Source organism: Advenella kashmirensis WT001, from assembly GCF_000219915.2.
Classification (GTDB): domain Bacteria; phylum Pseudomonadota; class Gammaproteobacteria; order Burkholderiales; family Burkholderiaceae_B; genus Advenella; species Advenella kashmirensis.
In genome coordinates this window covers 1,329,456-1,342,701 of sequence record NC_017964.1, presented here as the reverse complement: position 1 = coordinate 1,342,701, position 13,246 = coordinate 1,329,456, and the positions used below count along the sequence as shown (strand labels likewise).

The 13,246-nt window shown below is 54.6% G+C and carries 18 protein-coding genes; 4 read left to right on the top strand and 14 right to left on the bottom strand.

Features of this window, described 5'->3' with window-relative positions:
* Positions 1–6: 6 nt before the first annotated feature.
* The 7 genes from TKWG_RS24655 to TKWG_RS06310 all read right to left on the bottom strand — a co-directional run bounded on the left by TKWG_RS24655 (position 7) and on the right by TKWG_RS06310 (position 4,833).
* Positions 7–630, bottom strand: coding sequence for a glycosyltransferase family 9 protein (locus tag TKWG_RS24655; RefSeq protein ID WP_238534390.1), 624 nt, complete (start codon positions 628–630; stop codon positions 7–9).
* Positions 600–1,109, bottom strand: coding sequence for a glycosyltransferase family 9 protein (locus tag TKWG_RS24650; RefSeq protein WP_014750056.1), 510 nt, complete (start codon positions 1,107–1,109; stop codon positions 600–602). Before TKWG_RS24650 ends, TKWG_RS24655 begins: the two co-directional genes overlap by 31 nt.
* Positions 1,106–1,693, bottom strand: a complete 588-nt coding sequence (locus tag TKWG_RS06330) for a D-glycero-alpha-D-manno-heptose-1,7-bisphosphate 7-phosphatase (RefSeq protein ID WP_014750055.1) — start codon at positions 1,691–1,693, stop codon at positions 1,106–1,108. The genes TKWG_RS24650 and TKWG_RS06330 overlap by 4 nt, the downstream gene beginning before the upstream one ends.
* The gene (locus tag TKWG_RS06325; RefSeq protein WP_014750054.1) at positions 1,684–2,418 is read right to left on the bottom strand and encodes an SDR family oxidoreductase; all 735 of its coding nucleotides are present in this window, start codon (positions 2,416–2,418) and stop codon (positions 1,684–1,686) included. Before TKWG_RS06325 ends, TKWG_RS06330 begins: the two co-directional genes overlap by 10 nt.
* A gap of 30 nt (positions 2,419–2,448) precedes the next feature.
* Positions 2,449–3,732, bottom strand: a complete 1,284-nt coding sequence (locus tag TKWG_RS06320; RefSeq protein WP_014750053.1) for a glycosyltransferase — start codon at positions 3,730–3,732, stop codon at positions 2,449–2,451.
* A gap of 430 nt (positions 3,733–4,162) precedes the next feature.
* A complete protein-coding gene (locus TKWG_RS06315; protein WP_171815131.1) occupies positions 4,163–4,495 on the bottom strand; it encodes a hypothetical protein in 333 nt (110 codons plus the stop codon).
* A 98-nt stretch (positions 4,496–4,593) separates the two neighbouring features.
* Complete coding sequence (locus tag TKWG_RS06310; RefSeq protein WP_014750051.1) at positions 4,594–4,833, bottom strand: hypothetical protein; 240 nt, start codon at positions 4,831–4,833, stop codon at positions 4,594–4,596.
* A 195-nt stretch (positions 4,834–5,028) separates the two neighbouring features.
* Between TKWG_RS06310 and TKWG_RS06305 the strand changes: the two genes are divergently transcribed.
* Complete coding sequence (locus TKWG_RS06305) at positions 5,029–5,235, top strand: hypothetical protein (protein WP_014750050.1); 207 nt, start codon at positions 5,029–5,031, stop codon at positions 5,233–5,235.
* Between the two features lie 10 nt (positions 5,236–5,245).
* Here the strand turns inward: TKWG_RS06305 and TKWG_RS06300 are convergent, their stop codons facing one another.
* From TKWG_RS06300 to TKWG_RS06290, 3 genes are read right to left on the bottom strand one after another with little or no spacing between them, the layout of a single operon-like run.
* Positions 5,246–5,959 carry a ferritin-like domain-containing protein gene (locus TKWG_RS06300; RefSeq protein ID WP_014750049.1) on the bottom strand — a complete coding sequence of 238 codons (714 nt, stop codon included), beginning with the start codon at positions 5,957–5,959 and terminating at the stop codon, positions 5,246–5,248.
* Positions 5,946–7,142, bottom strand: coding sequence for a hypothetical protein (locus tag TKWG_RS06295; protein WP_014750048.1), 1,197 nt, complete (start codon positions 7,140–7,142; stop codon positions 5,946–5,948). The genes TKWG_RS06300 and TKWG_RS06295 overlap by 14 nt, the downstream gene beginning before the upstream one ends.
* A gap of 34 nt (positions 7,143–7,176) precedes the next feature.
* Positions 7,177–7,755 (bottom strand): DUF4142 domain-containing protein, encoded by a 579-nt coding sequence (locus TKWG_RS06290; RefSeq protein ID WP_014750047.1) that lies wholly within the window; start codon positions 7,753–7,755, stop codon positions 7,177–7,179.
* 47 nt (positions 7,756–7,802) lie between these two features.
* Here TKWG_RS06290 and TKWG_RS23565 point away from each other — a divergent pair, with 47 nt between their 5' ends.
* Positions 7,803–7,985 (top strand): hypothetical protein, encoded by a 183-nt coding sequence (locus TKWG_RS23565; protein WP_171815130.1) that lies wholly within the window; start codon positions 7,803–7,805, stop codon positions 7,983–7,985.
* A 361-nt stretch (positions 7,986–8,346) separates the two neighbouring features.
* On the opposite strand, the gene TKWG_RS21240 is transcribed toward TKWG_RS23565, so the two are convergent.
* From TKWG_RS21240 to TKWG_RS06270, 3 genes are all read right to left on the bottom strand, one after another.
* Positions 8,347–8,997, bottom strand: coding sequence for a DMT family transporter (locus tag TKWG_RS21240; protein WP_148274488.1), 651 nt, complete (start codon positions 8,995–8,997; stop codon positions 8,347–8,349).
* A 305-nt stretch (positions 8,998–9,302) separates the two neighbouring features.
* Positions 9,303–9,860 (bottom strand): hypothetical protein, encoded by a 558-nt coding sequence (locus tag TKWG_RS06275; RefSeq protein ID WP_014750043.1) that lies wholly within the window; start codon positions 9,858–9,860, stop codon positions 9,303–9,305.
* A gap of 220 nt (positions 9,861–10,080) precedes the next feature.
* Positions 10,081–10,335: a hypothetical protein gene (locus tag TKWG_RS06270; RefSeq protein WP_014750042.1), complete on the bottom strand. Its 255-nt coding sequence runs from the start codon at positions 10,333–10,335 to the stop codon at positions 10,081–10,083.
* A gap of 310 nt (positions 10,336–10,645) precedes the next feature.
* Here TKWG_RS06270 and TKWG_RS06265 point away from each other — a divergent pair, with 310 nt between their 5' ends.
* Together TKWG_RS06265 and TKWG_RS06260 are read left to right on the top strand one after the other, a co-directional pair.
* Entirely contained in the window at positions 10,646–10,864 is a 219-nt protein-coding gene (locus tag TKWG_RS06265) for a hypothetical protein (protein WP_014750041.1), read from the top strand.
* A gap of 235 nt (positions 10,865–11,099) precedes the next feature.
* Entirely contained in the window at positions 11,100–11,906 is an 807-nt protein-coding gene (locus TKWG_RS06260) for an aspartate dehydrogenase (RefSeq protein ID WP_014750040.1), read from the top strand.
* A gap of 243 nt (positions 11,907–12,149) precedes the next feature.
* Here TKWG_RS06260 and TKWG_RS06255 read toward each other — a convergent pair whose 3' ends face one another.
* Entirely contained in the window at positions 12,150–13,166 is a 1,017-nt protein-coding gene (locus TKWG_RS06255) for a Bug family tripartite tricarboxylate transporter substrate binding protein (RefSeq protein ID WP_014750039.1), read from the bottom strand.
* Positions 13,167–13,246 lie beyond the last annotated feature (80 nt).

The following is a 13,246-nucleotide window of genomic DNA, read 5'->3' as shown; positions in this document are numbered from 1 at the left end:
CAACGCTCAGACGACAGCCCGCATTTGCGGACGCGGTCTGGTGTCAGCCAGCAAACCGGTGACTGCCTCGCATACCGTCTCGGGCGCGACCAGGCGCAGACAATTGTGATGCGCTTGCGGACACACACTGCGATAGCAGTACTTGCATGGGACATCATGAAACAGAACCCGATGGGGCACCATCCAGGGCGTATGTTGCGGATTGGTCAGGGCATACAGATCCACTACCGGGGTTCCCACCGCTGCAGCAATATGCACGGGCCCGGTATTATTGGACAGCAGCAAAGAGGCGTCTTCCAGCAGACAGGCGAACTCGCCCAGCGTCAAGGTACCGGCCAGATCAAAACAAGGCACACGATCCGCACATTGTTGGGCGATCTGCTGTGTCATGGCCTGCTCGGCCTCATTGCCGGTCAGAATCACCTGGCCGGCCCGATTGCCCAGTTGCCGTAACGCCTCTACGTAATGCTCTGGCGGATAACGCCGCGAAGCGGCAGTCGCTCCGCAATGCGCCACAATCCAGTCACCATCCGGGTCAATGTTGCGCAGCATAAGCTTTGCCCGCAAGCTGACACGGTCAGCGCTGCGTGTCACGAACACTAAGCGGGGATCGGGAGAAACAGCCTGCACCTGCGCAACCAAATCCAGTTGGCGTTGCACTTCATGCCGCGTAACCAACTCGGGCTCGGTCTCAGGCACCCAGTCTGACAGTAACCAATAGGGTTTTCACGACAATACGCCAGTGTCATCGGTATGCCTGCCAACCGGCATAGCAGCGCTGCAGGCAAAGGACTTTGGCTGTACACGGTAAAAATAACGGCAGCATCGAAATGCCCGGCACGCAACGCCTGCAGCGTTTGCTCGTCCGCCATGGGACAATTATCAGCGTTCTTGAGCCACGGCGCGTTATACGTGATGGTGCTATCGACAAAAGGCATATGAGGCGCCAGCGCCACACCGGCCGGCGATGCCAGCAGCGTGATGCTGCGACCGGGAACGGCAGTTTTCAGCGCTCGCATCGCCGGGGTCGTCATGAGCACATCGCCCATATTGTCCAGTCGGATGCACAGTATTTTCCGTGCATGTTTCCAGTGCTGTCTCTCGGTCATGAATATAACTCCGTCAGATGAACGCGCTGCCCGAGCACAAACCGGCTTGCCTCTTCCAGATCCGCGACGCGATAGTCAGGCGTACGGCCCTGGTCCAGATCCCATTCGGTTTCGTTGCCGTTGTCGATCAGGATGGTCTGGCATCCAGCACGGTTACCCGCTTCGATGTCGTTAAGAATATCGCCGATCAACCAGGAGCGTGCCAGATCAATGCCATGTTGTTTCGCCGCGTGCAGCAGCAAGCCGGGCGCCGGCTTGCGACATTCGCATTCGCAGGCGTACTGGGGCACGGTACCCTCTGGATGATGCGGACAAAAATATAATCCGTCGAGCGTGGCGCCCACCTGTGTGAACATCTGGGACAAGTGCTGCTGCATATCGGCCAGGTCATCCAGGCAGAACCTACCCAGGGCAATGCCGGGCTGGTTGGTAATCACGTATAGCGGCACACCTAATAGGGCCAGCCGCGCCAAACCTGCAGCCGCGCCCGGCGCAAATATCATATTGGCAGGGTCCACGTTATAAGGGACATCCTGCAGCACCGTGCCGTCCTTATCCAGGAAAATTGCAGGTCTCAGGGCCATGATGTCTCCTTCATCGGCAGCACCATGATTTCAGGAATCACCGTTTCGGGCGGTTGCGTCAGCACAAATTTGATTGCTCTCGCAACGTTTTTCGGATCCTGCAGCAATTGCACATCAAGATCGGGAAAGCGCTCCAGCAGGAACGGCGTACGCATGCCCCCGGCAATGACTGCGGATACTTTGATGCCCTCCTCCCGCAGCTCTGCATGCAGTGCATGGGTCAGCCCCAACAGGCCCCATTTGCTGGCATGGTACGCACTGGCATTCGGCCATGCGCGGCGGGCTGCCGTAGACGCGATATTGATGACATGCCCGCCAGCACACAAATGACTCAGTCCGTGTTTGGCAACCAGGAACGGACCGGTCAGATTGGTAGCGATAACCCGGTGCCAATCTGCCGTCTCCATTTGTCTGATCCCTACCGTGACATCGATGCCGGCATTGTTAACGATGGCATCCAGATGTCCGAACCGATTCACGATACTATCGAGCACCTTGCTGATTGCCCGCTCATCATTCACATCCATGGCGTAGGCCTGCGCCGTGTGCCCGCAGAAAATAATCTCATCCGCCACCTTTTGCGCCGCTGCCTTATTGATATCCGCGACAGCCACCTGGGCGCCCTCGCGGGCCAGTGTCTCGCAGATCGCAGCGCCAAGTCCGCGACCGCCACCCGTGACCAGCACCACACGGCCTGAAAGGTGTTCGTAGTCGTCAACGTCCATAATCAATCCTGTAAAAATTGGTGTATTGGGTTAGTGAATAGCAGGCGCGTCCAAGGATCGTGCATAACCGTAAGGCATTGCGGCTTGGCTGCCCAGTTCTTGAAATATGCCGGATAATTGCATGCTTACCTGCTGCCAGGTGAACATACGTTGCGCCCGCCGGGCCCCCGCCCGGCCCATTGTTTGCGCCAGCTCAGGGGCCTGTGCCAGAATGGCCAGTTTCTCTGCTGTCGCGTCAGGGTTCCGGGGCGGGACCAGAAAGCCGGTCTTGCCGTCAACAATGGTGTATTTGATGCCACCCGTATTTGACCCTATCACCGGGCGCTCACATGCCATTGCTTCCAGGGGTGTAATACCGAAGGGCTCGTACCAGGGCGTCGTCACGAAGACGTCACTGGCGCCGTAGTAGCGGCTTAGCTCATGACGCGCCCGGCTACCCGCAAAATTCACCCAGCGATCTACCTGCATTTCAACTGCAATGGCGCTGAGTCGTTCGTATTCATCGATGTCGGCCAGATTCACGTCCGACAGATTGCCGCCCACAACACACAATCGGGCGTCAATTTTGTGCACGTCACGCAAGCGGGATAAGGCACGAATCACCGTGTCTATTCCTTTGCGTGGCACCATGCGTCCCAGCTGGAGGATGTAATACGCCGATGGGTCCCAGCCCAGAACCTGGCGCGCCTTTTGTTTGTCCATGGGCGCCAGTTCATCCGGATCGTAGCCACAAGGCACCATTTTGATATGCCGTGGATCGGCTTCATACAGATCTATCAGGTCCTGCCGGTCCTGAGGGCACTCCGCAATAATACAATCGGCATGACGCACGATTTCCTCTTCGATTGCGAAACGATGGTCAGAGAAATGATCGTTTTGCGACTGATGCATGCGCCGGACTTTGCCCAGGGCATGAAAGGTAACCGCCAGGGGGGTGCCCGACATCCTGGCCAGCGGCAGTGCTGCCATGGCCGACATGAAAAAGTTGGCATGAATCACGTCATAGTCAATCCCGTGATCACGCACGTAGTTCTGCATATACTGTCCGAAGGCCTTCATATGTGGCAACAGGCTTTCCTTGGGCAAGGCTATTGCAGGACCGGCGGGAACGTGGATGATCCGCACGTTGTCATACCAGTCCAATTGGGCGGGCAGACCGGGATTGTCCAGCCGGGTATAAATATCTACACGATGACCAAGATGCGCCAGCCCGCGCGCAACATGGGCCACATACAGATTCTGTCCACCGCTGTCGACGCCGCCCAGTGCAGCCAATGGAGATGCATGTTCACTGACAACCGCTATTGTTTGCATGTCGCTTTGCTCCTGTTAATGCAGAACCGATCTGCCTGACCGATCCACTTATGACTTTTCTCGGACCGATCCATTTGACAACCATCTCCCGCAGGATGGCGATAGTTATTCGTTGACAAGCTTCGTTGTTACGGTTCAGTATTTGCGCACAGCAATCTAAATGCAAACGTTATAACGCTTTTCTTGTTAACAATTACAAGTAGTCTGTTGTCTTGTTCCTTCAACTCTATGACAACTGTAATTAAGTGACTAGCTGCGGGCTTTAACAGGCGACGATCACGGTGCTATGTCGTTTTTAAAAAATGTGGTGCCATATATTGAGAGGCTCTACCAAATGTAAACAGAAGGCTATTTTTCAAAATGGCGGCGCATCAGAAAAAATCGGCAGCATCAGCAAAGGGAGTGGATCGGCGATTTACCGGTACGCTTGTCAGCCGCCGTTTTTTTGCTCTCCAAAGCGCTCGGGGCAAACAGGGACCTCGCAGGCGTTTGTCAAAAGCAGGGCTTGCTTTTTGGGATTGGCAATCCATATAATCGCTTTGGGCAACAAGAGTGGGGCACAACCACCGCCTATCGGCGCCCACGACCCGATAGGCAGAGATATTCCAGTAAAGAATAATTCCTCAACTGCTTTGATAAGGAGAAAAAAATGCATAAGTTTCACCTTTTGAAAGAAGACGGGCTCTGGAAATTTACGAAAGAAGGCGAAAGCGGCGATTATTTTCATGCGACGTCGCGTCGTCTGGTGCTCAATTTTGGACACTGTTATATGCTTGCTCTGGAGGGGTCGATGACTATCCACAATGAAGACGGGTCCATCAGGTTCATCCTCTCCTACCCCATGCCCAAGAATACCCGGTATTACTCATCGGACACAGGATCTGCAATCGAGGAATCCTGGGATGACGCCCCGGATGGTTCGTAGGCGCAAGCCACCCCGGCCACAATGACAGCGAGATTACCGATAACGGCGACGGCTGCGCAAATGACGGCCGGTCCCACGGCAAGTGGCGGGATGCGTTCCTCGGCCCAACCTCCAGACTGCGGCAACACAATTGCAAATTTTTTTTTACCACGCAGTAGAAGACCTGTGGCAAACATTGGATGCGCTTAAGCATTATATGTAGACAGTTACCGGAACGTTCAACACAAATATTAATTTTCTCCGGCGCGTGTTTCAGCGCCCAGGACAAATTTTGATACGAATCGCCGAACATGCTTTTGTCATTTTGTTATAGCCTGTTATTCCTGCTGCACAATAAAACCGGCACATGCCTACCACCAAGGAGACGCCAGATGTGGCATTGCATCGACGACGCTGTTCCGCCCAGACCAGGCACCTATTCGATCAGGTTGTTTACCGGCGCAGAGCGCGAAGCATACTGGACAGGCAAGGTCTGGGTCCGCGCCAGAAAGAGCCGCAGAAAAGCTGTCACCCCCATGATCAGGGGCGACCTGCATCTACTAAGGTTCTGGCACGACGGCCCGGCCATGAATGATTAACCGGCTCATACTAGACGTACGTCACTGCCTTGAGCCACTTCTCTATGATTTGCACGTGCTCTTTCTCAGTTTCCGCAGCTTGCCGGAAATTCTCGGTGACCGCGTCCATATCCGCTTTATCGGCCGCTTCAATCAAGTGCTCCCAACAGGTGCTGTCGGTCAATTCCAGCGATAGCATCGCCTCCAGGCACTGCGGCAGCGTTGTACGCGGATCGGTGATAACCTGCAAAAAGCCCTGGGCCGCCACGCCACTGACATTGGCTGCCGGCGTGATCGCAGTGGGATCGGCGCCCAGGTACTCCATGATGTTCTTGAGCATAAGAAAATGCTCTGTTTCCTCCTGACAAATGTGACCAATATCAGCAGTCAGTTCCGGCTTACCCGCGAATTCTGTCGCCAGTACCTTGTCCATCAGGGCCTCATACAGACGTACGCCGCTTCTTTCAAAAGCGAGCCGCTGGCCAAGCTTATCGGCAAATATTTGTGCCTCCAGGCCCCTTTCGCTCAGCGCTTTTCCCAGCGCACTGTCCTGATTCAGCAACGGTGCAGGCGAGCCGACGACGTCGGCGTGGGCAATGTATTGCATGCGAACGGTCTTAATATTTTCCGAACCTTGCACCGGTGTCGCCGCCACGGATTCGGCAAAAGCCAGTTGGGTCTGTATGAGCGACGGGTTTAGCGTACTGCCACTACGGTTTGTACCTGGTGTGTCATGTTTCTGCATAAGAAATCTCCTGTTTGGTAACATGGCGATTCAGCTCAGTGCCTGGCGTCCATTGATAGCCCGCAGACGCCGCATTGCTTGGCGACCCTGCTGCATTCAACGTTGCCCTGGCATCCCGCGTCGCTGCGCTCTCTTCGGACCTGGAGACATAGCCGGTGCCTTTGGAACTCAAGCACTTTTCATCAGCCAGTACGGGGCGGATAAACGCACGTTGCGATGCAAACGGAAGCGGTGCGGGCATGACCGTTCCCAGCACTTCGGCCGGATCGCGCCGTTCATATTTTTTGAACAGTTCCGCAACAAACGTCAGATGGCCCAGCTCATAGTCCAGGAAGCGTTCCCATAATGCGCGGATTCGCGGATTGGTTTCGCTCATACTGCAACTGTAATAGGTATAGACTTCGGTAGCCTCGTGGATCAGAATTTTTTCCAGCAGCGATTCCTGGGGATCCTGCAGCGAACCATACTGGGTAACATGCTGTTCTTCGATCGATGCAATTTCTGCGTAAAGCTGGCGAGCCACCGGATCTGCAAAGGTCGGCCCGATATTCATGTAGTAATCATGGGTCTGGTATTCTGCAGCCGTGATCAGTGTGGCATGCAATTTCGTCGCCAACTGGGCATCTTCGCGATCATAGGAGTCCCTTACATCGTCCTCGGGAGCGCGATGCTCATCCACGGTGTCGCGTCCGGGCACAATGTCCGTATATCCCTGGATAATATTATTGGCATCCTTGCCCTCGAGCCTGTCGAGCATCGCACTGTAACGGTATAGATGATCAAAGTCCTCCAGCAGGCCAAACCGGTATGTCTGTGCCTGGTAAGGATCCGGCTCCTGCTGGGCGACGGCAGCAGTCACTTCGATGGCCACCTGCTCATAGGCAATAGTAGTCTCCAAAGGGGAATGGTCCGCGGAAATCAGCCAGTTGATCATCGTAGCCTGATGCTGCTCCACCCGTCTTAGCTGCGCAAGTGGAACCCTGAGATCACGATTCATGCGGGCAGCGATATGCTTGAGTCGCAGCGCATCCAGTTCGAGTCCATTCAATAAAATGATACGGACCCTTGTAAAGGCATCGTCATCCAGTTTGCTGATGGGCTTGCCGGCCATCTCCTGCCAGTTGAAGCGCTGCTTATCCAGAGGCACACCTGCGTGCCCCCAGATGTTGGTTTCAATCGTCATTGCATTCTCCGAATTAATTTTGAACAGCCAAGCTCTACTTTTCTGTATTGGTTGCCGTTTGTAGTGCCCTGGCCATCTGCAAATGGGACTCCAGGGACGGCAGTTTGGCTTTGGCGAAGGACTTGACGTCTACATCTTCACCTTTCTCCGCCGCTTCCCTGAACAGCTCTATTGTGCTTTCGTGCGCCGCTACCGCCAGTCTGTCAACGTAGTTCTTGTCAAAAGTATCATCCAGAATTTCCAGCGCCTGCAGTTCCGCTTTTTGCGCTATTGAAGGTTCGGTCGATACAGTGACACCCTTGTTCGTTGCCAGTGCCTTGAGTTCATCATTGACCTTGGTATGATCAGCGATCATTTTTTCAGCAAAATCCTTGACCTGACTGGACCGTGCCTTTTTCTGCGCCAGTTTCGCGCCGGCAATCTCGGCCAGCCCGGCTTCGGCGGCATTATTAAGGAAGGACTCGTCGCTGCCGGGCAGCTCGTTTTCATGCGGCCGTGTCGCTGTCTCCGGCTTCATATCCGTAGCCGGGTTGGTCGACTGCGCCGATCCCGTCACCGGCACCACACATAATGCAGAAATAAACAGTATTTTTTTCAATTGGACGGATAACATAGGTATCTCCTGAAAGAATAAGCACCCGCAAGCGGCGGGTGCTGTTCATGGGCTTGCTACGGCTGGCCGTGTCTGCTCCAGAAGTGATCGACTTCGCGTTGCGCATCTTCACGGCTTTTGCCGTAGGTCTCCTGCAGCAGGCCACAAAGCTTTTGGGCATCGCCGTTGATCTGGGCGATGTCGTCATCGGTCAGGTTGCCCACGTTTGCTTGATGGCGCCCTTGATTTGAGCCCACTTACCCTGAGCAATGTCTTTGTTCATGCATACCTCCGTTCTGTATCATCAAATAACGGACGATTCATACTAACAAGGAAAGCTGGCAGCAAGAACGCCGCGTTACAACTGTTTAACAAGCCTATATGGATGAAAGATCTGTTATATATTCATGATCGGTACTGCATGAGAGCAAGCTGGGACGTACTGCGCGACGTTATCGGCCAATTGCTCAAATTTACCAAGGTTGATTATTTGCGCAGTTACGTGTACTTACGAGCGCAATAAGCGGTGGAGCGTAGCATGGCCTTCACATGCCATTCCAATCGTTTTGGGCTGACTGGACGGGCTACCTGAGGAACAATGTCAAATGTGATTTATTCGACGGTGATAAGGACCACGGCGGCGGCTGCACTCATCAGTCCGACCAGTTGTATGGGTACGAGCCGTTCCCTAAGCAGCCATACGGCCAGCACCGTTGGAATCACCGGATATAAAGAAGATAGCACAACCGAAATCGACAACATAGAATAGCGGGTAGATAGCGCATACAATGCTAATGAACCCGAAGCAGCCGCGCCAATCCACAAGGCGCTCCAGAGATACCCGGCAGGGATATGCAGTCGCCGACCAACAGTCCTGCCGTAGGCAACAACAAGCATAATGGACACCGTCCGATTGGCTACCAGCGGCCACACGCCGGACTCTGCAGACACATGACCCATTGCCGTATATTGCAGGGCTACACCCAACCCGGCGACCAGGCAGTCAGACAGCCCGTCCATCCCTTTGTCATCGCCGGGTCGCCCGGCTCCGGACACCATCCAGATAGACGGGAGCGCCAGCACTACGCCAGAGAGCGCGAGTACGCCAGGTCGCTCCCCGAGCAGGAATATGCTGACCAAAACCGGAATGGCAGCGCCCAACACCGCGACCACAGGAACGACCTGGCTGATTTTGCTTTCCCCATGCCCGTGTAGAGAAACATGATAGCCATGCCGCTTCCCAGGCCAGACAGGGCACCCCATCCGAGGTCACCGGCCCGCAGGGTTTCCGGCGCAAGCGGCACGAATGCCAAAGCCGCAGCAAGTCCGGTCAATTGCACGTGGTATGCAAAGGCAATGCCGCTAATCTGCCTCGATATCTTGCCGCCTGCAAAATCGACAATACCGTACAGAAGCGCGGAGCTCAGTGCAAAGATTGTTCCCAACGAGATAATGCTGTCCTTTACTGGATGTCCCGCCAGCCCATGGGACGCAGCACCGCAGGTCAACAATGGCCGCCTGCTGCGCCAGCGCGACCCTCGCCATACTGCATGTGCCCAGGTCTGCTATCACTTGACTGACGAACGCCTGGCGCGTACGCCACGATACAGCTCTTCGGCATACGGAATAACGGCGAGCAGTAAAACGCAGATCAACAGCGCAATCACATATGACAACGGTACGGGCGGAGTCTTCCAGCCCAGGGAGAACCGCGCATTTTCAGGACCGAAGCCAAAAAGCGCCAGAAACTGGTCCCAGTGCAACGCGCTGACGCATATGATAGCGATCATGGGAATGATTTCCAGAAAGCTGTGAATATGCTGCTCGACGGGCGTGACCTTGCGTTCGGCGACTGCATAACTGACATCCCACAGTGCCGTGGCTTCATGAACAAAAAAAACGATGATCAAGAAGGCAATAATGCCCGCATTGATTTCCAGAAAAAGTGCGGCCAGCAGTCCAAGACCAATTTCCGCAAACTGCAGTAAATGAAGCGCAGACTCCTTGACGCCGGCAGTCTTCTCGATATGGCTGGCGCGATGGCAAAGCCAGTCGGCAAACCCGGCAATAAGCCATAGCGGGACGATAAAATACATCAGGATTAACACCAACGGATCGTGCAACATCGCTTCTCCTTGTTGTTTGCCTGTCGGGCGGCTCCAAGGCGCGTGATGAACAATCCGCTTTGGCCGGAACGACGGTTTTTTTGTCCATAGCCGGCAGGTCAGCGCCCTCGCCGCCTGCTCCGGGTATTGTCACCGAACATAAACGTGCAAGCAGGCATGAAGCCTGCACGGACAGGCAGCCTACCCAGCGCACCAGCACACTCGAACCGCTACGCGGGATCTACTTCTTATAGAAATGGCGTCCGACGCACACGCCAACCAGACCGGCAATAAGCAACGCGCATCCGGGGCTGCGTCTGGTGCAATCTTCGATCGAATCGACCAGCGAATTGAACGCATACGTTGCATTGCCGGCTGCCTGGCCCGCCCGGCGCTTGATTTCCTCTTTGGGATCGTCAACCAACTGCTCGGTTGCCGCCTGCGCTTTGTCGGCAGCGGCAGCTGCCTTTTGCTGAATGGTTTCATCGGTATTCATAGCATCACCTCATATAAGATAAGTGAAACAAGGCACACACCAGAATGGCAATCAATCGTGGCCTTAATACTATCTTTAGCATAATTTCAATTGTGTTTGGACCGGCATTAACCAACTTTTACCCAATTTTTCCCTCGGTTTCCGGCTGCCGCCCGTCTATTGTCTAATCTCACAGGCATTCACTGACGTTAGTAGCCGCGCATTCATCCGGTATGCTGCGCATGCCAAATATGGCATGATGTGGGAAACGCTGCTGGTGCAGTGATGCCCTTGCTGCAGGATGTTTTTTTCGAATAACCGGGAGACGAAGATGGAATTGGTGCAGTCGGTAAGTCTTTTTTATGGCGACGATCACGATATTGCCTCGGTGCGATTTCATTACAGCAATGGCCAGACACGACAGCTGGATAATGTCGAGGCGGTCAAATTCATGGAGTTGGTGGAAACTGAGAGCAAACGGACAGATATGGATTTTACGGACCCAGACAGTGTGCGCCAGCATGTCGCCAACGCCTATTTTCACCAATAGCTTCCAATATACAGGCCAGTGAACCGGCATCGCCATTGCACCATCCAGGCGATGCAGTAGCGAGAATGCCGACAACAAACCGGCGGTCGCATTGCCATTGTCGCGTCTGCGAACGATCAGAACATCTCACGAACTCGCAACATAAAGGCAAGGCACTATCGTCGCCTGCCTGCGCCGCCGATGAAGTAACCTCTACGGGCACCAGGCTGCCCCCTTTTCAACAGGAATATTACAGATGCAAGACTTACGTATTGGAATAGCAGGCTTTGGTGCAATCGGCCGGTCTATCGCAACCCAACTGACTAACGGCGTTGCAGGCGTACAGCTTGCGGCAGTGGGTGTCAGGGACCCGGCCGCGCCGCCGACATTCGACTGGAAAGACACGCCTGTGCCACAGTTTGTCCTGCTGGATCAGATGGAGGCCTGCTGCGATATTGTGATTGAATGTGCGCCGGCGCAATTGTTGCCGCACATTGCCATTCCGTTTCTGGAAAAGGGAAAAAAGGTGATCTGCCTGAGCAGCGGCGCACTGCTGGCACACCCCGAGCTGGTGGAACTGGCCAAAGCCCATGACGGGCAAATTCTCATTGCATCAGGCGCCATTGTCGGGCTGGACGCCATTCTGGGCGCAGCCGAAGGCACGATTGAATCGGTCAGGATGACTTCGCGCAAGCCGCTAAGGGGCTTTGCGGGTGCGCCATTTTTGCAAGCGCAGAATATCGATGTGATGACGTTCACGGAACCTACCATGCTTTTTTCCGGAACGGCCCGCGAGGCCGCAGCCGGCTTTCCGGCCAATCTGAATGTGGCAGCCAGCGTCGCACTGGCCGGTGTCGGTCCCGACAAAACTTTCCTGGAGGTGTGGGCGGACCCTTTTCTGGAGCGCAATACGCATCGCATCGAGGTCGTTTCCGATGCGGCGCTGCTGTCGGTGGAAATCCAGAATATTCCCTCTGACAACCCCAAAACGGGGCGTATTACCGCGCAAAGCGTTGTTGCCTTGCTGCGCAAATTGCGTGCACCGTTGAGCGTTGGCACCTGACTTTATTCCGGTCAACCGACAATTACCGACTACCAGCCGGTGCGCCGCAGGATGCCTGCTCACTGGCTCGTTCGACAAATGACAGATGGCGCTTCTTTCTGTCTGCTGTGTTGCAAACGCGCGCTTGCAAGCCACACCACTGTCGCCCGCTTATGATGGAAACACCGAACCTGATGGCAATTGACATGGTTGCACGTGTAACCGGCCAATGATCTCCTGCGACAGGGCGGCAAGGTTAGCGCGCTATTTTTTTACCAGTCCCAGATCCGTCAGCACAGTGCGGATCTGCTTGTATTCGCGAGCCCGATATTGACGCGTGTCTTCTGGGCCAAGATAGTGTTCCCGCCAATGGTTCTTGGCCAGGAATGCCTTCCATTCTTCAGTGGCGGCGATGGTGGCCAGCATATCCACCCACACATCAAGCTGCTCCTTGGGCATATCCTTGGGGCCCAATACTCCTTGTGCAGAACTTGGCACGACGTCAATGCCTTCTTCTACCCAGGTCGGTACATTTTCAAAAGGCGAACTCAGGCGATCAGGCGCACCGATGGCCAGAACCCGTATTGCGCCGCTTTTGAGCAGCCCGATAAGATTGGGCGTGGTGGCGGCGACAACATCAAGATGGCCACCCTGCAATGCAGTCATGGACTCGGACGAGGATTTGTAGGGCACCACGGTCATTTTGCTGATGTCGACACCCGCCTTTTTCAAGGGGCTCGCGATGCCGACATGAATATGGTTGCCAATGGAGGTCGCCACACCGACATTTAAGGTTCCAGGAGATGCCTTGAACTTGGCAATCAGATCGTGGATATTTTTATATGGAGAGTCAGCCCGAACCGCGACCGCAACATATTCGTCGAACAGCGTCGCGATCTCTGTGTAGTCACTCAACTTGTGCTGGATTTTGCCCAGTATTTCCTGGTTCATGAGCGAACTGACCGAGGTCATCACGTAATTGCCGTCACCCTTGTGTTTATCCAGGGCGTTAAGGGCGATGGCCATATTGCCGCCTGGATTGTTCACTACGACAAGATTGGGATACAAATTTTTCGTTTGCAATAAATGCGAAATCATCCGGGCTGCAGTGTCAAGCGCCCCGCCCGGGCCTGCCGGCACAATGAACTCACCTTTGCCAGGCTGCCACTTGCTGGTGTCCGTCTGTTGTGCATGACCGGCGCCGGCCGTCATCAATGCAGAGACAAAAAATAGGCAGATGCCTGTTTTGCCGAACCGTCTGGTCCGAATATTAAGACTCATGCTGATCTCCTCAGATGGTAGATTGAGCGAGACTGACGCTCGCTTCTTTTGTAAAAATAATGAACGCACGTTCTGCTGCC